Source organism: Streptomyces sp. NEAU-YJ-81, from assembly GCF_017592595.1.
Taxonomy (GTDB): Bacteria; Actinomycetota; Actinomycetes; order Streptomycetales; family Streptomycetaceae; genus Streptomyces; species Streptomyces hygroscopicus_B.
This window is the reverse complement of sequence record NZ_JAGFNO010000027.1, coordinates 102,325-123,367: the sequence shown is the minus strand read 5'-3', so window position 1 is coordinate 123,367 and position 21,043 is coordinate 102,325. Positions and strand designations below refer to the sequence as shown.

At 73.5% G+C, this 21,043-nt stretch carries 13 protein-coding genes and 1 pseudogene; 7 read left to right on the top strand and 7 right to left on the bottom strand.

All coding sequences use genetic code 11. From position 1 onward, the window contains the following. Positions 1-219: 219 nt before the first annotated feature. The 4 genes from J5X86_RS38650 to J5X86_RS38635 are packed head-to-tail and all read left to right on the top strand — an operon-like array spanning position 220 to position 7,158. Positions 220-2,850: a protein kinase gene (locus tag J5X86_RS38650; RefSeq protein ID WP_208521328.1), complete on the top strand. Its 2,631-nt coding sequence runs from the start codon at positions 220-222 to the stop codon at positions 2,848-2,850. Then, a complete protein-coding gene (locus J5X86_RS38645) occupies positions 2,847-4,517 on the top strand; it encodes a hypothetical protein (protein WP_208521327.1) in 1,671 nt (556 codons plus the stop codon). The genes J5X86_RS38650 and J5X86_RS38645 overlap by 4 nt, the downstream gene beginning before the upstream one ends. Continuing rightward, complete coding sequence (locus J5X86_RS38640; protein WP_208521326.1) at positions 4,514-6,583, top strand: AAA family ATPase; 2,070 nt, start codon at positions 4,514-4,516, stop codon at positions 6,581-6,583. The genes J5X86_RS38645 and J5X86_RS38640 overlap by 4 nt, the downstream gene beginning before the upstream one ends. Continuing rightward, a complete protein-coding gene (locus J5X86_RS38635) occupies positions 6,580-7,158 on the top strand; it encodes an FHA domain-containing protein (RefSeq protein WP_208521325.1) in 579 nt (192 codons plus the stop codon). The genes J5X86_RS38640 and J5X86_RS38635 overlap by 4 nt, the downstream gene beginning before the upstream one ends. A gap of 52 nt (positions 7,159-7,210) precedes the next feature. Here the strand turns inward: J5X86_RS38635 and J5X86_RS38630 are convergent, their stop codons facing one another. From J5X86_RS38630 to J5X86_RS38620, 3 genes are read right to left on the bottom strand one after another with little or no spacing between them, the layout of a single operon-like run. Continuing rightward, positions 7,211-7,837 carry an RES family NAD+ phosphorylase gene (locus J5X86_RS38630; protein ID WP_243982549.1) on the bottom strand — a complete coding sequence of 209 codons (627 nt, stop codon included), beginning with the start codon at positions 7,835-7,837 and terminating at the stop codon, positions 7,211-7,213. Positions 7,838-7,863: 26 nt separating this feature from the next. Beyond that, positions 7,864-8,544, bottom strand: a complete 681-nt coding sequence (locus tag J5X86_RS38625) for a hypothetical protein (RefSeq protein ID WP_208521323.1) — start codon at positions 8,542-8,544, stop codon at positions 7,864-7,866. Continuing rightward, a complete protein-coding gene (locus tag J5X86_RS38620) occupies positions 8,541-12,254 on the bottom strand; it encodes a CHAT domain-containing protein (protein WP_208521322.1) in 3,714 nt (1,237 codons plus the stop codon). Before J5X86_RS38620 ends, J5X86_RS38625 begins: the two co-directional genes overlap by 4 nt. Positions 12,255-12,584: 330 nt before the next feature. On the opposite strand from J5X86_RS38620, the gene J5X86_RS38615 reads away from it, so the two are divergent. Continuing rightward, the gene (locus J5X86_RS38615) at positions 12,585-13,475 is read left to right on the top strand and encodes an MHYT domain-containing protein (RefSeq protein WP_208521321.1); all 891 of its coding nucleotides are present in this window, start codon (positions 12,585-12,587) and stop codon (positions 13,473-13,475) included. Positions 13,476-13,590: 115 nt separating this feature from the next. Here J5X86_RS38615 and J5X86_RS38610 read toward each other — a convergent pair whose 3' ends face one another. Continuing rightward, a complete protein-coding gene (locus J5X86_RS38610; protein ID WP_208521320.1) occupies positions 13,591-14,727 on the bottom strand; it encodes a carboxylesterase/lipase family protein in 1,137 nt (378 codons plus the stop codon). Then, complete coding sequence (locus J5X86_RS38605) at positions 14,718-15,614, bottom strand: MBL fold metallo-hydrolase (RefSeq protein ID WP_208521319.1); 897 nt, start codon at positions 15,612-15,614, stop codon at positions 14,718-14,720. The genes J5X86_RS38610 and J5X86_RS38605 overlap by 10 nt, the downstream gene beginning before the upstream one ends. Positions 15,615-15,701: 87 nt before the next feature. Here J5X86_RS38605 and J5X86_RS38600 point away from each other — a divergent pair, with 87 nt between their 5' ends. Next, positions 15,702-18,467, top strand: coding sequence for a helix-turn-helix transcriptional regulator (locus J5X86_RS38600; RefSeq protein ID WP_243982547.1), 2,766 nt, complete (start codon positions 15,702-15,704; stop codon positions 18,465-18,467). A gap of 31 nt (positions 18,468-18,498) precedes the next feature. On the opposite strand, the pseudogene J5X86_RS38595 reads toward J5X86_RS38600, so the two are convergent. After that, positions 18,499-19,197, bottom strand: a pseudogene (locus tag J5X86_RS38595) (sensor histidine kinase); the annotation flags it as partial. Positions 19,198-19,528: 331 nt separating this feature from the next. On the opposite strand from J5X86_RS38595, the gene J5X86_RS38590 reads away from it, so the two are divergent. Then, positions 19,529-19,966, top strand: a complete 438-nt coding sequence (locus J5X86_RS38590) for a TIGR03618 family F420-dependent PPOX class oxidoreductase (RefSeq protein ID WP_208521317.1) — start codon at positions 19,529-19,531, stop codon at positions 19,964-19,966. 18 nt (positions 19,967-19,984) lie between these two features. Here the strand turns inward: J5X86_RS38590 and J5X86_RS38585 are convergent, their stop codons facing one another. Beyond that, a complete protein-coding gene (locus tag J5X86_RS38585; protein WP_208521316.1) occupies positions 19,985-21,040 on the bottom strand; it encodes a biotin/lipoate A/B protein ligase family protein in 1,056 nt (351 codons plus the stop codon). Positions 21,041-21,043: the final 3 nt, after the last annotated feature.

Genomic DNA, 21,043 nt, shown 5'->3' with positions numbered 1-21,043 from the left:
CTCATGGTCACCAGGCTAGCGACCGGCCGGGAAAGAGGAAATCGTTCTCTCGGTGGCCGTACCGCGCCGGGCTTTGTACCGCCGGTAATTCACGCCGTGCTGGAACAGATTTCCGATTTCCAAGGTTCCGATTTCTTGATCCACGGCCAGACGGTCACCGGCCGCCGCTGTCGCCGCCATTGAATCCGAGACCGCCCACCCGTTCACGAGGTGACCTTTGTGACCCATCCGCACGAGCAACCGCCCCCCACGGAATCCGAGGACGACGAGGCCTATGGGGCTTACGGGGACGACGAGCAATACGCAGCCCACGGGGACCACGGGTACCACCGGGACCGAGAGGAGCCCGAAGAGCACCGCGCGCACGACGCCGGGCCGCCGCCCACCGAACACGAGGAGCCCCCTCCGTCTGCGGCGACCACGGCGGTCGGGCTCACTGAACACGAGGAGCCGCCCCCATCGGTCGGCGCCACGGCGGTCGGGCTCACCGAACACGAGGAGCCGCCCCAGTCGGCAGCCGCCACGATGGCCGGGCCCACCGAGGACGAGACCCCCTCGGCGGCGCCCGCGCAGGTCGCGCACGGGGGTCGCGACCTGCGCGGGGACACCGGAGCGCTGCCGGTCTCGCTGCGCGGCCGGTTCCGACTGAGGGCCGTGCTGCGCCGCCCCGACCATCCGCACCAGGCGGCCGTCTACCGCGTCGAGGACGAGCGCGGCAGCCACATCCTCAAGTGGTACCACCTCGGCCACGCCCCGGACCGCCGGGTGTGGGAGCCGCTGCGGGACCGGCCGCGCCGGCACCTCACCCACTTCACCGAGACCGGCGACACCGGGGCCGACGGGCATCCGTACGACCTGGCGCCCTCCTACGGCGAGACCGACCTGGCCGGATATCTGAGGGACAACCCCGGCCCGGCCGACCCCGTGCTCATCCACAGCGTCGTACGGCAGCTGCACGAGGCCCTCACCACCCTGCACGAACTGAACATCGTCCACCGGGACATCAGCCCGGCCAACATCGTGCTCGGCAGTCTCGACCCGGCCGCCCCGGACCTCGTCCTCGTCGACTTCGCCGTCTCCGCCCACGAACCCGCCGAGCGCTACACCCGGGACGAGCGCTGGGTCGGCACCGCCCTCTATATGTCCCCGCAGGCGTCCCTGCGCCACCAGCTGATCCACCCGCCCGCCGACTGGTGGTCGCTCGGCATGATCGTCGCCGAGATGGCCGGCGGACGCCACCCCGTCCGGTTCACCGACAACGACTTCGTCCGCGAGGAGATCAGCTCCCGCGCCCCCGATCTGTCCCTGGTCACCGACCACCGGCTGCGGCTGCTGTGCATGGGGCTGCTCACCCGCGACCCCGACCACCGCTGGGGAACCGACGAGGTGGCGCAGTGGCTGGTGGGCGGCTCGCCGCCGATCGCCCCCCGGGAGGCGGGCACGGCCCCCGGCGCCTCCGATCCTGAAGACGCCCCGGACATCGAGCCGTTCGCCTTCCTCGATGAGCGCTACACCAGGCCGAAGCAGCTGGCCAGGGCGTTCAGCGAGAACTGGCGGCCCGCCCGGCAGCTCCTCTCCCGACGGCGCGGCCGGGGCGAATTCACCCGCTGGCTACGGCAGTTCGAGGGCGCGCCGGACCGCGACGCCGCTGAACTGGCGGCGCTGCTGGACCTCCTGGAGCCGCAGCACCCCGCGGCTCCGCCGCGTGAGCCGAAGCCGGTCACGATGGTGCGGCTGATCTCCTGGCTCGGCCCCACCCTCGACGCGTCCTACCGCGGGGTGCCGCTGGACCACGCGGGGCTGGGGGAGTTGCTGCGGGAGGCCGGGCGCGGCGATGAGTTCGCCCTCTCCGTCGTGGCGGACCTGCGGGACCACACCATTCTGCCGCTGCTGGACTCACGGCCCGGCGGCGATGGGCTCGCCGAGGTGCAGCAGCGCTGGCTGACGGCCCGCTCCCGCTGGCAGCACACCGTCGACGAGGTGCTCCACGAGTCGCCCCGGCTGCGTGACCGCCGTGCCGAGGTGCGCGCCGCCACCCGGCTCGACCGTTCCCGGCTCGCCGCCCTCCTGTCACTCGCCGCCGCCCCCACCGCGCATCGGCGCAGGCTCCAGGAGCGGACCGCCGGCATCCAGGCCGCGTTGCCGCAGCCGGTGGCCTGGTACGGGCGGCTGGTGCGCGACCCCGAGGATCTGGTGCGGCTGCAACTGGCCGAGTGGCTGGCCGGATTCGCCGAGCAGGAGTCCTCGGAGACGCAAGGGAGGCTCGACGGTGAGCGGGCCCTCCTCCGCCAGGAGCGCGACCTGGACGTGGCCACACTGTGGGTGCGCAGACAGGACATGCTGCCCACACTCGGCTGGGCCCTCGGCGGAGCCGTCGCCTTCGTCTTCCCGTGGATCTTCGTGATCGGCCTGGGCGATCTGGTGGGATGGCCCGCCCAGCGCGCGGTGGTGACGGCGTGGATGCTGGCCGTCCCGGCGGCCGCCGCCGTCCTGGCCCTGGAGCTGTGGACGGCGTACCGCATCGGCAGCCCCGGTTACCACCCGGACCGGTCCCTGGCCGGGCTGCTGATCGACCGTGCGCTGCCCGTGGCCCGGTTCATCCGCCGCCCCGGCTCCCGCTTCCCCGTCCAGGGCCTGCTGATCCTCCCGGTCATCGCCCTGTTGTGGGCCACCGTGGCCTACGCTCCCTGGGTGTGGCCGCTGGCCACCGTGGCCGTCCTCGTCTGGTGGACCTGGCACCGGCTGCGGTGCTGGCGCCGCTATGTGGCGGAGCTGCGCGGCCGGGACGAACGGCACCGCCCCGGCCACCCTAGGACGGCCGCCCCGCCGACGTCAGGGAGGCTCACATGAGCTCAGGACAGGCGATTGCCAGCATCGGCGATGTGATGCCCGATGTGTACTTCCCCCCGCCGCCGGCCGCCGAGACCCTCCAGCACACCGTCCAGGACACGTTCAACGACACCGTCACCAACACCATCCCGAACGCCGGAGTGCCGCACAACGCGGTCCAGGGCCCCGGGCTGTCGGACCACGTCGGCACCCAGGCCGGGCAGCACCTCGCCGACGCCGTGCACAACACCACCGGCCATGCGCTGAACGCCGCCATGGACCAGCTGCACGACCTGATGGTGCCCGCCCTGATCGGCCTCGGCTCGCTCAGCGGGGCGCTGCTCGTCGGCCGCGCCACCATGGCCGGGGCGCAGGTGCTCGCGGCCGCCGCCATCCGCGCCGCCGAGGACCAGGCCGCGTTGCGTCAGCGGCAGTTGGACGCCCGGCAGGCCGCCGTGTGCTGGCGGGACGCCGCCTTCGCCGCTGTCCGGGCCAAGGCCCGCATCGACACACTGCGCGCGCGGATACGGCGGGCCGGCCCCGACGGGCCACCGGAACCGCCCGACCTGCCACCGCCGCCGGCCCTGACGGGCAAGAATCTGGACGAGGCATGGCGACAACTGGCCGACACCGACCGCCGGCTGCGCCACGCGGAGGCCGCCTACGCACGGGCCACGATGGAGGCGGCCGCCCGCCCGGTGGCCGGAGCGCATCCCGAGGACACCGGCTGGCACGCCACTCTGCGTGCCCGCCGCCGCCAGGCGCTGGAGGCGTACGAGGAGGCCGCCACCGAAACCGAGGCGCGCGGTTCGCTGCCGCAGCCGCCGTCCCCCGCCCCCACGGCCCCCACCGAGGAGGAGGTGCTGAGGCTGGGCGGGGACCTGCTGGCCATGCTTCCGCAGAACGTGTCGGTGGCCGACTACCGGCTGGTGGAGGAGAGGGTGACCGTCGCCGCGGAGGTCGCCGCCCGGCGGCCCGCCGCGGCCAAGCGCCATCTGCGGGAGGCCGCCGGGTTCGCCGAGCGGATGACGCGCGACGCCGAGCGGCGGCAGGAGACCGAGGAGTGGGCCGCCCAGCAGCTCGCCTTCCTCCGCGACGACCACCCCGGCACACCCGGTGACGGCCACTCCGGCACACCCGTTCCGCTGCCCGATGCCAGGGCGGAGATCGCGCTCCTGGAGCGCATTCTCTACCAGGGCGGGACGCTGACGGAAGCCGAGCGCGTGCGCGTCGCGGCCCGCGTCGGAGAGCGGGTCGACGCGTATCAGCGGATGTACGCCACGGAGGTGATCCGCGCGGCGGTCCGGCGGTCGGAGCCCGAGACGGCCGGATACACCACCTCCGGAGCGGCGCAGATCATCGACTGGACCCCGCCGGGCTGGGGGGAGGAGCACTGGCTCCGCGTCAGCGTGGACGCCGGGGGCACCGCCCGGGTCGCCACGATGCACCGCGAGCGCGACCCCGCCGAGGAGACCGACGACGATCTGGACCTCGACTGGCGGCGGTGCGACGAGGCCCCCGAGCATCTGGGGAAGCTGCGCGCGCTGGCCGAACGGGCCGGGCTCAGCGTGCCGTTCACCTTCGGCGAGCCACCAGCGCGGCCGGTCCGGCGCACGGCACCCCGGCCCGCTCAGAACCGCGGCACCGGACCCAAGGCCCGCCACCATGACCAGAAGAGGCAGTCATGACCGAGCCGGTGACGTCCCCGGGCCGCGACGACCGCAGGCTCCCGGCCTTCGCCGAGGAGCTGGTCGGCACGCTCAGCGTCCAGTCCCAGTATGTACTGCACGGCAGCATCCGGGACATCCACCTCGTCCGCCACGACAAGGACCCCGACGAGGGCGGCCCCGAGGCGACTTACGACGCCCACCACACCCTCACCGAGGTCCTGTGGAACGCCCTGTGGCAGGAGGGGTACGAGGCGCTGATCCGCTTCGACATCGCGGACGGCTTCACCGTCGTCGTGGGCCCGGCGGCCAAGGAGATCCGCGAGCTGCTGCACGGGCGGGACGCCGCCAGGCCCGGGCGCGCCCGGCGCGCCGACACCCCCGTCCACCTGGCCGACGCGGAGCGGACGCTGCGCGACATCGTCACCGGCTGGAAGCAGCAGGGGCGGCAGCCGAAGACACCGGACGGCCGGCCCCGCCCGGATCCGGCGCCGCGCCAACAGCCCTACCGGGTGGTGTTGTTGATCGACTACGCCGCCCGGATCCCCACCGATGTCACCCGGCTCAGCGATCCGGAACGGGACTTCTTCCTCAACTGCCTCAAGCTGGCCGAGGACGCACGGCCGATCTCCTCCCCGGGCAGCGGACGGCGGCTGTTCAACCCCGTGATCTGGCTCGCCGACGGGGAGCGCGATCTGCCCACCTGGCTGGTCGCGGGCAGCGAACGGGTCCGTACCATCGGCATCCCGCTGCCCGACCTGGGCAGCAGGCGGCGCATGGCCGAGCTGCTGGCCGAGGAGCACACCGCCGCGTCCGCGTCCGAGGGCGGAGACGACGATGGGCCGGTCCGGCTCGACAAGCGACGGCCGCTGGACGAGCACGACATCGACACCTTCGCCCGGGCCACCGCCGGGCTGACCCTGCGCGCGATGCGGGAGAGCGCCCGTATGGCGCTCGACCGCGGGCTGTCGTTCGCCGAGATGCGGGACGCGGTCCGGGTCTACCAGCTCGGCGTCAAGGACAACCCGTGGCAGGCGGACTACATCCGCAAGCAGATCAAGAAGGGCGAGGCGGACCTGCGGGCGCGGGTGAAGGGCCAGGAGAAGGCGGTCGGCAAGACCCTCGACATCCTCAAGCGCGCCGCGCTCAGCCTGTCCGGCGCCCAGGCGTCCCACCCCGGCAGCCGGCCGCGCGGTGTGCTGTTCTTCGCGGGGCCGACCGGCACCGGCAAGACCGAGCTGGCCAAGTCGGTGGCCAAGCTGCTGTTCGGCACCGAGGACGCCTGTCTGCGCTTCGATATGAGCGAGTTCTCCGCACCGCATTCGGTGGACCGGCTGCTCGGCGCACCACCGGGATATGTGGGTTACGAGGCCGGTGGCGAGCTGACCACGGCGGTGCGCAACGACCCCTTCCGGGTGGTGCTGTTCGACGAGATCGACAAGGCCGACAAGGGTGTGCTCGACAAGTTCCTCCAGGTGCTCGAGGACGGTCGGCTCACCGACGGGCAGGGGGTCACCACGTACTTCAGCGAATGCGTGCTGATCTTCACCTCCAACCTCGGGGTCAGGAAACGGACCGGTGAGGGCGGACGCGGACACGAAGGGCGGGTGGCCGAGCCCGGGATGCCGTACCACCAGTTGGAGGAGATCATCCTGGCCAATGTGAAGGAACACTTCGTCGAGGAGATCGGCCGCCCGGAGCTGATGAACCGGCTCGGCGGCAATGTGGTGGTCTTCGACTACATCGACGCCAAGGTGGCCGCCGAGATCTTCGACTCGCAGGTGGGCAACATCCAACGGGTGCTGCGGGATGAGCAGGGGGTGCATCTGCGCCTCTCCGACGAGGCGCATCAGGCGCTGTCCGCCTACTGCACGGCGGATGTCGACAACGGCGGCCGGGGGATCGGCATGCTGCTGGAGACGCATCTGATCAACCCGCTGGCACGGGCGCTGTTCGACCAGGAGCGGCTGGCGGGCACGGCGGTCACCGTCACCGGTGTGCGGCCCGCCGGGGACGGAACGGTGGCCCTGGACCTGCGGGTGGTGCACACAGGGGCCGCGGATCCCGGTCCCGGCGGCGGCCGATGAGCGAGAGGGACACTCCCCGGGGGTGGGTTCGCCTGCCGGACGGCGACGAACTGGAAGCACCGGCGGAAGGGGAGACACCGGAGAAGCCGGGCGAGGCGCCGGAGCCGACGGCAGAGCCCGCACCCCGGCCCGCGGCGGGCCCGGCCGGTGTCGAGGTGTCCGCGCCCTGCTGGAACTGCCGTGCGCCGGTGGCCCCCCGGGACGCCCGCTGCCCGTCCTGTGACCGTACGCGCACCCATGTGCTGCTGGTCTGCGCCGAGCCCTGTCTGGAGCTCCGTCACGGCCCGGGCCCTCCGTTGCACATCGGCCGCCACCCGGACTGGGCGCCGCGGACCGCCGCCGCGTTCGCCGACTGGAACAAGGTCTCCCGGCGTCATGCGTCGCTCACCGTGGAGCCGGACGGAAACGCCTGGGTCGAGGAGCCCGAGGCGGGCACCCGCAATGGCACGTATCTCAACGGCGCCCGGATCGCGGCGGGCGTGCGCACCCCCGTCCGCGACGGCGACCAGCTCCGGCTCGGGCTGCGGGTCGGCTTCGCCGTACGGCTGTACGGGCCGGGGCCCGGCACCGGCTGAGCCGGTGCCGGGCGGTGTCGCGGGGCGGCGACCCCCGGGCCGCCCCGCGCGCTCATGCCCGCGTTCCGGGCGGAATGACGACCGCCCGCAGCGGCGCCAGCAGCCGGTTGGCCTCGCCCGCCCCCTCGAACGTGCCCAGGTTGTGGGCCTGGCCGGGCACCGCCTTCAGCGGCTCCTCGCCGCAGCGGTCGCCGAACAGCACCAGGGCGGGGTGCGGGCGGTGCCGCCGCGACTGCCACACCAGCCCCTGGGCGTCCGGCACCTGGCGCCGGATCTCCCGCGCCCAGGCGCGGGTCTGCGCGTAGTCGTCGGTCTCCAGCAGCCAGGAGGTCTGGAACACCGCGGCCAGATCCTCCTCCCGGACCAGCCGCACCAGGACCAGATCCTCGGTCACCCGCACCTTGGACAGCGAGCGGGTGGCCGCCAGCGCCCATGGCACCTGACGCCGGGCCTCCGGCCCGGTGAACTCCATGTCCCGCAGCATCACTTCGGCGAGGGTGGTGGCCGGTTCCACGGCCGCGTACAGATACGGATACCGGTCCTCGGCGGTGGCGTCGAAACGGTTGCCACCGAAGAACGAGTGCGCGGGCCTCGGGTTGAACTCGGTGCAGGCGTAGGCGGTTTCATGGCACCTCCACAGCTCGGTGCCCGCGCTCAGGGTGAACAGATTGGGGCTCATACGCGCGCCCTCGGGGGGCGCCTGCCTCACCATCCGCCGTCTCCCAACAGCGCGGCGGCGGCCTCGGTCAGCCGAGCGTCCGGCACCTGGCCCACCAGGGCGGCCGGCGCGTCGCGCAGCCAGGTGTTGCCGCCGAGCCACCAGTCCGCGGCGCCCCAGGGGTCCTGGTCCGACAGCAGCATTCTGTTGATCCGCTGCACCACCGGCCGTGGCTCACCGGTGTCCGGGTCGAACTGGAAGTCCGGGTAGCGATCGCCGCGCTCCGGGTCGGAGAGGCGGATCAGCCCGGCCCCGGCGGGATTCTCGGCGGCGGTGCCGGTGAGCTGCTCCGGGCCCCGCGCGGGGGCGGTCAGCAGCCGGTCCCGTACGGTCCCGGCGATCCCGGCGCTCGCGGGGTCCAGCGTCGGCCAGTCCACGGACTCCACCAGCCGGATCAGGTCGGCCAGCCGGTCGGCGTCCGGCAGGACCGCGGAGGGAGCCGTGCCCCGGAACTGGTCCAGCTTTCTGCGCAGTTCGTTCTCGCGGGGGAGGGGCCGCAGTGCCAGCCGCACCTCCCGCAGCGCGGCGCGCACGGCCCTGGCGTCGTCTCCGGCGGCCCGCAGCCGCAGCACGCTGTCCTGGAATCCGCTGAACTGCGCGGGGGTCAGCGAGGCGCGGATCTCCGGCAGATGCCGGCGCAGCAGCTCCAGGAGATCGTCGGTGGTCATTGCTGTCGTCCTTCCGCGGGTGCGTGGGGAGCGGGATTGCCCTGGTGGATGAATCCGGCCCAGGAGACGATCCGGGCCAGGCCCCCCGTATCGCTCTGCGTCTCGGCCAGCAGAAGGCCGGTCAGCCCGGGGACGGGATGGCGGTCGTGGTCGAGCATCCACAGTTGGGCGGCGCGCAGGGCGTCCGGCGGGGCCAGTCCGGCGACGGTCAGGTGGTGGTGGAAGACCACCATCAGCGCGGCGGACGCGCTGTCCGAGACCTTCCACCGCGAGCCGACCACATCCGTGGCGCCACGCGCCAGCAGTGCGGTGGTCGGGGTCAGCGCCTCGTCGTGGTCGCGGCTGCTGAGGTCCGTCTCGCAGGCGCTGAGCACGATCAGCGGCCCGGTGGCGGCCCGTTCCCCGGCGGGCACGTCGAGAATGCGCGTCACCGTCAGCCTGCCCGGGTCCGGGGCGCCTTCGGGGTCCGGGGCGTCTTCGGGGTCCCGCCCCGCCAGGTGGAGGGCCGAATCGGTGGGCCGCAGCCCGGCGAGGCCGTGCACCACCAGATGCAGCAGCGAGGCGGCGGGCGCGGTCGGGCCTCCGGGGAGGTGGGAGAGCACATCCTCGGGGGTGCCCAGCGCGTTCTCGGGCGCGTCCTCGTGCCAGCCGTAGAGCAGGGCCGTGGTGTAGTACGCGGTGCGAAGGGCCGACACCTCGTCCTGCGCCCACGTCAGATCCCCGCTCGGGTCGGCCACCAGCACCGCGCGCTCGCTCGCCGCCACCCGGCCGCGCCGCGCGGCCCGCAGAAACTCGCCGCCGGACGCGGCGTACGAGATGACCGCGTCTTCGCAGGCGTAGGTGTACGGACGCCGCGCACCGGCCCGTGGCCCGGGGAGGCGGGCGGCGTGCCAGGGAACGGCACCGAGGTTGCCGCACGGCACGAGGATCAGCCGGACCGGTGTGTTGTGCTGCGGGGACCCGTCCTCCGCCCGGACACCCAGCGCGTCCAGTACGGGGGCGAGGACGGCCGGGCCCGCCCAGTCGCACAGCCCCTCCAGCGCCGCCTCCCAGTGCCGATGGGCCTCGGCGTAGGCGTCCATGCCGTGCCCGGACACGGCGGACCGCCGGGCGCCCGCGTCCAGATAGCGCTCCAGCGGCTCCCGGCCGGGCGCGCCGAGCCCCGGCAGCGCCAGCGCCGTCGGCTCACCGGCGCTCGGCACCAGGACGGTCACGCCGTCGGCGGTGTCCTGCCCGGGCACCAGATACACCAGGGCGTCGGTGCCGGTGGCGCGCAGCCCCTCCCGCAACTCCCCGATGCCGGGGGCGCCGAGCAGCCCGCGCAGCGGCGCCTCGCCGCTGTCCCGGCGCAGCACGTCCAGCGCGCGACGGCGCAGCCTGCTGGGGATCTCGACACCGGGGGCGGCCCCGGCCGACATGACCCGCGCGAGCGCGCTCCGGACCTCGTCCGGGGTACCGCCGCCGATGCCGGGCGCGAGTCCGCCGCCGGTCGGCGCGGCCTGGGGCGGGAGGTCCCGTACGGCGGTCCGCCACTGCTCGGCCAGCTCCGCCTCGCCGCGGGCGGCCAACTGCTCGGGGACCCCGGCGGCCGCGGCCGCGGCCCGCAGCACCAGGCCACGCCCGTTCTCCAGCGATGCCACGGCCTCCTCGATCCGGCCGTCCACGGCGGCCCAGTGGGCGGCGAGCAGCCCACGGCTGGCCCCCGCCCTGGCCACCTCCAGGCCGTGCTCGGCGCCCAGTTGCAGCAGCACGTCCTCGGCCAGCACCCACAGCGAGGCATGGGCGGCGGCGACGGCCGTTCCTGTGTCATCGCGCTCGCGGTCGTCGCGCAGCCGGTACGCCTCGGCCAGCTCCCACAGCAGCTTCTGCCGGATGGCCGGGCTGGTGCGCTCGGTGAGTTCCCGCCTGGCCTGTTCCAGCTCCCCGACCGCCTCTTCCAGGTCGGAGTGGTCGCCGGTCGACCTGTGGATGGTGAGCAGCGCCATCCCGATGCCTTGCCGGATCCACACCCGCTGGTCGGGGGTCGAGGCCGGGCCGTCCAGGGCCCGGCGGGCCCGGGTCACGGCCTCGGAGACACGTACGGGATCCGGTTCGATCATGGAGAAGAGGGCCAGCAGGGGCGCGCATTGCGCGTCCATGAGGGGCTGTGCGAAGGCCGGGAGCCTCGGGTGGTTCGCCGCCTCCTCGAAGTAGGCCACGCCGGCCCGCAGCGCGGGGATCCCGCCGTCCAGCGTCGCCAGGCTCAACTGCGCCTGGCCGAGCAGAAAGAGCACCAGGAACTGCCATTCGCTGCTCTCGCCGGCCTCCTCCAACAGGTCGAGCAGCTCGTCCAGCAGCTCCTCCAGCGTTTCGGCGTCCCGCTCGTCCAGCGCTTCGTTGAGGCGCAGCTGGAGGTGCATGCTCCGGGTACACAGCCGTAGCCCCTCCGCGCCGGGCCCGGTCGCGTGGGCGGATTCGAACACCGCGGAGGCGGGGCCGAAGAGCGCGTCGAGGCGGGCCCGCGCCTGGTCGCGGTCGGTGAGGTTGCCGCCCAGGATGTTGGCCGCGGTGAGCAGTCCGGGCGAGATGACCCCGGCCATCCAGTCCACCCGTCCGGATCCCGTACCGGCGGCTGTGCCGATCAACTCGGCCGCCTCGGCCAGCCGGTCGGCGTCACCTGTGCGCACGCCGTGGGCCATGCGGCTCATCGCGGCGCGCATCGCGGTCTCCGCCTCTTCACCGGCCGGTCCCTTGCTCACCTCATCGACCAGGGCCTCCAGATCCTCGGTCCGGACGGTGCCGGGCACTTCGAGCTCCAGCATGAGGGCGGCCTGTGCGAAGGTGAGGGCGGTCTCCTCCGCGCTGAGCTCCTCCAGTCGATCGGTCTCATCGCCCCCGACCGCCCCGGCCGTGGCGAACTCGGTGACCAGCCCGCTCAGGGCCCGCATCAGCGGGGAGTGGCGGTCCGGCATCCGCTCCGCCAGCTGCGCGGCCAGGTCGGCCATCTGCTCGAAGTCCCCGGAGCGCGCGGCGGCGGGCACCCGCTCCAGGGCCTCGGCCGCCCACGACAGGGGTTCGGCCATACCCTCGGGCAGGGTCGGCACCAGGTCGGTCAGCAGCCCGCGCAGCTCGGTCAGATCGGCGGTGAGTTCGGGCTCGCCCACCACCACCTGGCGGCCCACATCGAAGGATTCGAGGAGGCGGGACAGCGTGCCGTCCCATCCGGCCATCATGCCGGGCGTCAGCAGCAACCGCACCAGATGGAGGGCGGAGGCCCGCTCGTCCGGTGGGTCGAGCGTCCCAGGGGCGCGCGCCGCCCTCAGGACCCGCAGGCCCCGACTCCGGTCGTCGTCGGTGGGATTGCGCCGGTAGCGCTCGGCGTACAGGCCGCCGAGCCGGGCGCGTACGGTGCACAGCAGCGCGTCCCCGTCCGGCACGGCCGCCGCCAACGCGGCCTCCAGCTCGTTCAGTTCGGCGATGAAGCGGTCGAGTGACGCGGGGTCGGCGTCGGCGGGCGACTGAGTGCCGCCGGACGATCCCTCTGCCCCGATGCCGTCGGACGGTCGCTCGGCCGCCGGGCCGTCCGGTGGGCCCTCCGAATCAGCGCCGCCGGACGGGGCCTTGGCCGCCGGGCCGTCCGGTGGGGGCGGGGGCGGGGCGATCCACGCCAGCGCGTCGGCCGCGGCTCGTTCGGCTCGGTCACGTAATGCCGCGAGATCCCTGCTGTGCATGAAACGTCCCCCTTCGTCATGCCCCACTCATCATCCGCCCGTCCGCGCGAGCACAGGAGCCCTTTGATCGCTCTTTCCGGAAACCGCCCGGAAGACGTCCGCGAATCGCCCAGTCGGATACGCGTGTTCGGGGCCGCGCGGGAACTCCCGCCCGGTGGCCAAGGCGAAAACGGACATGAGGTGAATGATGCGACATCCTGTCACGCCCGGTGAGACACCTTTATCGATGCGTGACCAAATGTGTGGGTGGCGTGCTTGCGCGCGCCCTACTCTCGCCGGTGACTCAACGTTTCTGCACAGAATCCCCGCGGCGAGAAGGATGGAACGTACATGTACGGCACGATCGACGGGTTCAACTACGGGGCCACCACCCCGCTGGCGGCCTACCTCATGGCCTGTCTCGGGGGAGCCCTCGGCTTACGCTGCACCGCCCGTTCGGTGCGTACTCGGCGTTCCTGGAAGCCGGGCTGGCTCGCGCTCGGATCCGCGTCGATCGGCTCGGGCATCTGGACGATGCACTTCATCGCCATGATGGGGTTCCATGTGAAGGAAACCCCGGTCGGCTTCGACATACCGATCACCCTTCTCAGCCTTCTGGTGGCGATCGTCGTCGTCGGCATCGGTGTCTTCATGGTCGGCTACCGGGGCGTTTCCCGAGGGGTGCTGCTCTCGGCCGGTGTGTTCACCGGACTCGGCGTCGCGGGCATGCACTACATCGGGATGTCCGCGATGCGCATGCAGGGGCATCTGGAGTACTCCGTGCCGACCGTCCTGCTCTCCGTCCTGATCGCGGTCGTGGCCGCGACCGCCGCCCTCTGGGCCGCCGTGACCATCCACGGTTTCCGCGCCAGCCTGGGATCGAGCATGGTGATGGGGATCGCGGTGACCGGGATGCACTACACGGGCATGGCCGCGGTCAGTGTGCGGCTGGACGATGTGCTCGGCGCCTCCGTGGGCGGTAATGCGCCGGCTTCGCTGATCCTCCCCATGCTGATCGGCCCGGTGATCTTTCTGGTGGTCGCGGGGACCATCATCATGTTCGATCCGCTGCTGGTCCTGGGCGAGGGGGAGTGGAACGAAAAGAAAGCGGACAGCTCTCGCCTGCCCCCGCCGCCACCGCCTCGGCCGGTCTGGCCGGCCCGGCCGCCGGAGGACCCCATGCGGGCCCCGGCGAGCCGCCCGGCTCCGCCCCACAGCCGTCAGGAATACGGCGGTTGGTGAACGCGCGGCCGGTGGTCCGGGGTGCGACGAGGCGGGCCGTGACCGTGGGCGCCGGAGCGGACACCGATCCGCCGCCGACGGCCACCCCGCCGCACCCCGCCGCACCCCGTGGGACCTAGTGGAACCTGCGCGTCCCCGACCAGCCCGGATCCCCGGTGGTGGCGAACCGGACCCACGCGCCGTGCATCTCCGTGGCCAGCGACGGCGGGATGTCCGGTCCGAGCAGTCCGTTCGCCGTACGGAGCGCGGGCAGAGCGGTGTTGTCGAACACGAACGGGAGCTCCGCGGTGTGGCACGCGCCGAACGGACCGCCCCGCCAGTCGAAGTCGTAGCTGAACACCTTGTCGTAGCGGGACACCAGCCGCTCACGGGCGTCGCGGAACATGGCGTCGATGCCCGCGCTGTGTTCCGGCCGCTGGTAGAGCAGCGACTCCTGGGTGTTCGTGCCCACCAGCAGATCCACCGGATGCGGCGGGGCCACCTCGTCGGGCTCATCGAGCACCACACCGAGCGGTGAGAGCCTCGGACCCAATCCGGGCAGGTCGGCGAGCGCGGACACCAGGCGCTCGTCGGGGATGGCGGCGAACGCCTCGGCCGTGGCGGGTACGCCCAGCCGGTCGGCCAGGGCCCGGGTCGTCTCCGCCGCCTCCGCGCCGGTCAGGGTGTGCAGCCCACCGCTCTGGCTGATCGCACGCCGGAACAGCCCGGCGGCCTCGGGCGTCACCAGCAGCGCGCTGACGATCATTCCTCCGGCCGACTGCCCGAACACCGTGACCCGGTCCGGGTCCCCGCCGTAGTCCGCGATGTGCTCGCGCACCCACCGCAGCGCCGCGAGCACGTCCAGCAGACCCCGGTTGCGCGGGGCGTCCGGCAGGTCCAGCCAACCCGGTGCGCCGAGACGGTAGTTGAGGGTGACCAGGACCACGCCGTCGCGGGCGAAGGACGTCCCGTCGTACAGCGGCGCCTGGCCGGTGCCGGAGAGGAAGCCGCCGCCGTGCACGAAGACCATCACCGGGGCGTTGCCGTCGGTCCGGGGCGTCCAGATGTTGACCGTCAGATAGTCCTCGCCACGCACCCAGCCGTGCCCCAGCACCGGGCTGAGGTCCGCCGCGAACCGCCGCTCGGGCACCGGAGCCGTCGGCCCCGGCCCGTCGGCGCCGGGTGCACCGTGTACGGGGGTCGGCGCGGCGAACCGCGCGGCGCCGGTGAGTGCGGCCGCGTACGGGATGTTCCGGAACACGCTCACCGCCATGCCGCCCACTCCTTCACCGCGAACCGCTCGCCATCCCGCCGCACTTCGGCCGCGCCCGCGCCGGGGAGGTGCGCGGGGAAGAGCAGCGCGCCCTGGTCCGCGGCCTCGCCCAGCACCCGGCGGCGGGCGACCCGCGCCCGGGGCTCGTCCTCGTCGAAGCAGGGGCAGAGGTCCGGCTCCACGATCTGCAGCGGGCTGTGCAGCAGATCGCCCGCGAAGATCGCCCGATCCGTACCGGACCGCAGCCGCACCACGCAGGAGCCGGGGGTGTGGCCGGGGGCGGGCTCGAGGCGAAGCTGGGCGTCGATGTCGTAGTGGTCGCCCTCCCACAGCACGGTCTGCCCGGCCTGGTGGACGGGGGCGACGCTGTCCTCGAACACGTTCGCCATCCTGGGGCCGGAGCGGGTCCGGTGTCCGTTCTCCGGGTTCCAGTAGTCGAAATCGGTCCGGGGGAGCACATACTCCGCGTTGGGGAAGGTCGGCCGCCACTCACCGTCCGTCCACGAGGTGTTCCATCCGACGTGGTCCCCGTGCAGATGGGTGCAGATCACCAGGTCCACGTCGGCCGGGCGGACCCCGGCCGCGGCCAGTTCCCCGAGGTAGTCCGTGTGCAGATGGTGGAAGTGCGGCACATCCGGCCGCTCCCGGTCGTTGCCGATGCCGGTATCGATCAGGATCGTCCGGCCCTCGCTGCGGAGCAGCCAGGTCTGGATCATCGTGCGTACCTCATCGGCGGCCGGATCCAGGAATTCGGGGGTCAGCCAGCCCTCGTGCGCGCGCCAGTGCTCCATGGCCACGTCGGGAAAGATGAAGCCGCGCGGCAGCCCCCTTGGGGTCACCTCTACCACGCGGGTGATCTCGACGTTTCCAAGCGTGATGGTGTCCATGACTCCAGCCTGCGCTTCGGCGGGCGCCGGCGGTATCCGTCATATGACTGCACCACGGGCTACTGCACCACGGGCTAGAGTCGAGGGATGACCATGGTCGGGCGGGAGAATGAGAGCGCGGCCGTACTCGGTCTGACCAGCGGTGTGCTGATCCTTACGGGTGAACCGGGTGCGGGCAAGAGCACCCTGCTCGGCCTCGCGGCGGATCGTCACCCGGGCCGGGTGCTGCGGATGACGGGCAGCGAGAGCGAGGCGAACCTGACGTTCGCGGGGCTGCACCAGCTGCTGCGGCCGGTGCTGGGGGAGACCGCCGGGCTGTCGGCGCGGCAGCGGTCGGCCCTGCTCGGCGCCATCGGCCTTGCGGAGGCCGAGCCCCACGACACCGGCCTCGCGGAGGCCGAGCCCCACGACACCGGCCTTGCGGACACCAAGCCCCACGACACCGACCTCGCGGAGGCCGAGCCCAGCGGTGTCGACAGCGGACACGGTGGCCCGCCCGACCGGCTCCTGCTCGGCGTCGCGCTGCTCACCCTGCTCTCGGACCTCGCCCGGAGATCGCCCGTCCTGGTGGTCGCCGACGATCTGCAGTGGATCGACGCCGGCTCGCTGGAGCTGCTCGCCTTCGCCGCCCGGCGCATCGACGACGAACCCCTCGCCGTGCTGGCCGCGGCCAGGGACACGGCGGGCGAGGGCGGCACCCGGGACGGGGCCACGGCGCCGTTCTCCGGCTTTCCCCTGCTCACGCTGGGCCCGCTGGACGCGACCGCCGCCGGCCTCCTGCTGGACCGGCAGCCGCATCCGCCGACCGGCCGCGGCCGGCTGCGCATCCTCGACCAGGCCGCCGGGAATCCGCTGGCGCTGGTCGAACTGGCCCGGGCGAACGGCACCTGCGCCGCGGACTCGGCCGACTCCGCCGAAGGGGAGCTCCTGCCGCCCACCGACCGACTGATGCGGGTCTTCGCCGCCGACCTCGAAGCCCTGCCCGAGACCACCCGGCAGGCGCTGCTCCTGGTCGCGGCGGACGACCGGGCGGTGGCGGGCCGGGTCGAGGCGCTGGCCCCGGCCGAGGCCGCCGGACTGCTGCGGCTCACCGGTGGCGGCCACGACGGCTGGCGGGCCCGCTTCCGGCATCCCCTGATCAGGTCCGCGATCTACCACTCCGCACCGCTGGCGGCCCGCCGTCAGGCCCACCGCGACCTCGCCGCGCTGCTCAGCGCCGAACCCGACCGCCGCGCCTGGCATCTGGCCGCCGCCGCGGAGGGGCCGGACGAGGAGATCGCCGCCGCCCTGGAGGAGTCGGCGGCCAGGGCCCGGGAGCGTGGCGGATACACCGCCGCCACCACCGCGCTGGAACGTGCCGCCGAGCTGAGCCCCGGGCGCCGCGACCGTGCCCGCCGCCTGGTGGCGGCGGCGGGTGCGGCGGTGTCCACCGGACAGCCGCACTGGGTGCGCCGGCTCGCCGCGCGGGCCGCGGAGCTCACCGACGACCCGGCGCTGTCGGCCGAGGCATCGCTGCGGGTGGGCCAGGTGCTCACGCTGAGCACCGAGCACGACACCGCGCTGTCCCTGCTGCTGCGGGCGGCGGAGGATCCCGGGCTGCGCCGGGTCGCGCTCGCCTCCGCGTCGGTGGCGGGCTTCTACTCGGGCGACGAGGAATACCGCCTCGCGGTACGGGCCCGGGCACAGGACGACCTCTGGACGCTCGCGGTGACCGACCCCACCGCGCACCGGTCCGAGCGGGTGGCGGCGATCCCGGCGCTGGTCGAGCGGGCGGACGGCGACCCCGCCCGGCTCATCTCGCTCGGCGCCATGGCCTGGCTGCTCGACGAGACCGCACTCGCGGTACGGATCTTCGACGACGCCCTCCACCGCTGGCGGCTCGGCGGCACCCTGCCCATCGGTCTCGGCTGCTCGGCCGGGTGGGCGTATCTGGACCACGGGCTGTGGGCGCAGGCCCGTACCGCCGCCGTGAACAGCAACTCCGCGGGCGCCGGGCTGCCCCACCTCGACGCCGCCGCACGGTCGCTCGAAGCCGCCGCCCTGGCGCTGACCGGCCGGACCGACGAGGCCCGCACCGCGGGCTCCGCCGCGCTGGCCCTCGTCGACCCGCACCGCAGCCGCGCCGTCGCCGTCCGGGCCCGGTGGGCGCTGGGCATGGCCGGGGTGGCCGACGGCGACCACGTCGGCGCGTACCAGCAGTTCCGTCTGCTGTTCACGGCCGACGGCGACCCCGTCCACTACGCGTGTTCCTTCCCCGGGGTCGCCGAACTGGCTGCCGCGGCCGTCCGCACCGGCCACGGCGCCGAGGCCGCCGCCATCGTGGAGCGCACCGCCGACCGGCTCGCCGAGGACCCCTCGCCCCGGATCCGCATCCTGATCCACCGCGCCCGTGCGCTGCTCGAACCGTCCCGGGCCGAGGCGCACTTCGCGGCGGCCCTCGCCGAACCCACGGGCGGTCAATGGCCCTTCGAACGCGCGCAGCTCCTGCTGGACCACGCCGAATGGCTGCGCCGCCGCCACCGCATTACCGAGGCCCGCCACCAGCTGAACACCGCGCTGGAGACCTTCCGCCGCCTCGGCGCCCGCCCCTGGATCGACCGCACCCAGGCCGAACTGCGCGCCGCCGGGATCGAATCCGCCCCCACCAGCCCCGACGCCCTCACCTCCCTGTCCCCGCAGCAGCAGCACATCATCCGCCTGGCGGCGCAGGGCCTGAGCAACCGTGAGATCGGCGAACGGCTCTTTCTCTCCCCCCGCACCGTCGGCTCGCACCTCTACCGCAGCTTCCCCAAACTTGGCGTCACCGCCCGCTCCCAGCTGCGCGATCTGATCGAGGCTTCCTGCCCGTCGTAGTGGCGGTGGCCACGCGGGCTCCCGGCGATCGCCACCGGCAGGGCAGCTCCACCGCGACGACCGTGGGCCCGCCCCGCGGGCTCGTCACCGTCACCGTTCCATCGAGCGCGGCGACGCGGCGACGTATCCCGAGCAGTCCGGAGCCACCTCCGGAGCTGCCGGAACCACCGGTCTCCGCGGCGCCGGACACGCCCGCGACCGCCTCGGCGCCACCTCGTCCCTCGTCACGCACCGAGACCCACAACCCGCTCGGTGTGCGGGCCAGCCGGGCCTCGGCCCGGTCGGCGCCACTGTGCCTCGCCACGTTCGACAGTGCCTCCGCCACGACGAAGTACGCGGCCGCCTCGACCGCCGCCGGGGCCCGCGTCCCGTCCTCCAGACCGTCCACCCGCACGATGACATCGAGCCCGCTGCTCGCGGCGAGCGCCCGTACCGCCCCGGCCAGGCCACGGTCGGTGAGGACCGGCGGATGCATGCCACGCACCACCTGGCGCAGCTCGGTCAGCGCCGCTTCGGCCAGGTCCTGCGCGTCGTCCAGCATCCTGCGCGCCGCCGTCGGATCCCGGTCGTAGGCCCGCTTCGCCAGGCCGATCCGCAGGGACAGGGAGACCAGCCGCGCCTGGGTGCCGTCGTGCAGCTCCCGTTCGATCCGCCGTAGTTCGGCACCGTGCGCGGCGATGGCACCCGCCCGGGTTTCCGCCAGCTCCGCCACCCGCTCGGTCAGCCGCGCCGTGGCCGTGTCCGTTGCCGTGTCCGTCGGGCCGGGCCGCCGACGGCGCAGGTACGAGCCGAACGCCAAGGCGAGCACGGACACCAGCAGGGCCATGGCCCGCACCGCGTGCCGCATCGATCTCCCCATGCCGACGAGGCTAGAAGACCGGCCGGACACACGCGGGAGAGCGAGCCGCCCCATCGACGGTGGAGTCCGCTACACCCCCGGCCCGGCGGCGAGCCCACGCCCGCCCGCGCGGTCCGGGATTCACCGGCATGGACGCATCAGGGTGCGGTAGCGTGCCGAGGAAGCCATGGTGGACGGACCGGTCCGCCGAGAAGGGCACCCGATGACGGATCTTCAGGAAGTGGACCGCATCGCCACGGCCGACCACCACTTGGCGGTCGTGACGACGACACGCGCCGACAGCTCGGTCCAGGCATCAGTGGTCAACGCCGGGATCATCGACCATCCGGTCTCCGGTGAGCAGGTGGTCGCCTTCGTCACCTACGGCCGCGCCAAACTCGCCCATCTGCGGGCACGACCGCGGGCCACCCTGGTCTTCCGCGCCGGATGGAACTGGGCCGCCGTCGAGGGCCGCACCGAGCTCGCGGGGCCCGACGACCCGTTCCCCGGGGTCGACCAGGAGCGTCTGCGCCTGCTGCTGCGCGAGATCTTCACCTCCGCGGGCGGCGCGCACGACGACTGGGGCGCCTACGACCGGGTGATGGCCGAGCAGCGCCGCGCCGCGGTCTTCGTCCACCCCGAGCGCGTCTACAGCAACTGACCTCTGGGGCGGCCCCGGTCACGGCACCCGCGATGTCCACTCCGGTGAGCCGAACTTGCCGGCCGCCAGCAGCCGCGCCGCCGCCGACTCATCGTCCGTCACCTTGCCGTCCGTGAGCCCGTACCGCCCGCGGAACGAGGCCACCATGCGGTCGATGACGGCCGGGCGCGGCAGCCCGGTCTGGCGGCGCAGCGGGTCCACCCGCTTGTCGGCGCTCGCGATGCCCTTGCCGGACAGCTTCTCCCGCCCGATGCGCAGCACCTCCACCATCTTGGCGGCGTCGATGTCGTACGACATGGTCACGTGGTGCAGCACCGCACCGCCGTGTGCCGCGATCCGCTTCTGGGCGGCCCCGCCGACCTTCCCGGCCTCCGTCGCGATGTCGTTCAGCGGCTGGTACCACGCCTTGACGCCCATCTCGCCCAGCGCGCCGAGCACCCAGTCGTCCAGATAGGCGTAGCTGTCGGCGAAGGACAGGCCGGAGACGAGCGACTGGGGTACGTAGAGCGAGTACGTGATGGTGTTGCCCGGTTCGACGAACATCGCCCCGCCGCCGCTGATCCGCCGGACGACCGTCACCCCGTGCCGCTCGGCGCCCGCCGGGTCGACCTCGTTGCGCAGGGACTGGAAGCTGCCGATGATGACGGCCGGACGGTCCCACTCCCACACCCGCAGCGTCGGTGGCCGCCGCCCGGCGGCCACCTCGCCGGTCAGCACCTCGTCCAGGGCCATGTGCAGCGCGGGATCCTGTGGCCCCTCGTGGACCAGCTGCCAGTCGTAGTCCGTCCAGTCGGTGGCACGGGCCACCGCCCGCCGCACCGCGATGCCCACGGCCTCGGCGGAGAAACCGAACATCACGGTGTCGGCTGGCAGTCCCGCCTCGACGCGGGCGGCGAGCGCCTGCGCGTCCGCCTCGGCGGGCGCGCCCTCAAGTGCGCGGTCGATGGCGTGCAGCGCCTCGTCCGGTTCCAGGAAGAAGTCGCCCGCGACCCGCACCCCGCGCAGCGCGCCGTCGTGGACATCCAGATCCACGACGACCAGCTTGCCGCCCGGCACCTTGTACTCACCGTGCATGCC

Coding starts and splice junctions, on each gene's coding strand:
- J5X86_RS38645 (WP_208521327.1), top strand. CDS start 2,847: ATGAGCTCAGGACAGGCGATTGCCAGCATCGGCGATGTGATGCCCGAT.
- J5X86_RS38640 (WP_208521326.1), top strand. CDS start 4,514: ATGACCGAGCCGGTGACGTCCCCGGGCCGCGACGACCGCAGGCTCCCG.
- J5X86_RS38635 (WP_208521325.1), top strand. CDS start 6,580: ATGAGCGAGAGGGACACTCCCCGGGGGTGGGTTCGCCTGCCGGACGGC.
- J5X86_RS38630 (WP_243982549.1), bottom strand. CDS start 7,837: ATGAGCCCCAATCTGTTCACCCTGAGCGCGGGCACCGAGCTGTGGAGG.
- J5X86_RS38625 (WP_208521323.1), bottom strand. CDS start 8,544: ATGACCACCGACGATCTCCTGGAGCTGCTGCGCCGGCATCTGCCGGAG.
- J5X86_RS38620 (WP_208521322.1), bottom strand. CDS start 12,254: ATGCACAGCAGGGATCTCGCGGCATTACGTGACCGAGCCGAACGAGCC.
- J5X86_RS38615 (WP_208521321.1), top strand. CDS start 12,585: ATGTACGGCACGATCGACGGGTTCAACTACGGGGCCACCACCCCGCTG.
- J5X86_RS38610 (WP_208521320.1), bottom strand. CDS start 14,727: ATGGCGGTGAGCGTGTTCCGGAACATCCCGTACGCGGCCGCACTCACC.
- J5X86_RS38605 (WP_208521319.1), bottom strand. CDS start 15,614: ATGGACACCATCACGCTTGGAAACGTCGAGATCACCCGCGTGGTAGAG.
- J5X86_RS38600 (WP_243982547.1), top strand. CDS start 15,702: ATGACCATGGTCGGGCGGGAGAATGAGAGCGCGGCCGTACTCGGTCTG.
- J5X86_RS38590 (WP_208521317.1), top strand. CDS start 19,529: ATGACGGATCTTCAGGAAGTGGACCGCATCGCCACGGCCGACCACCAC.
- J5X86_RS38585 (WP_208521316.1), bottom strand. CDS start 21,040: ATGCACGGTGAGTACAAGGTGCCGGGCGGCAAGCTGGTCGTCGTGGAT.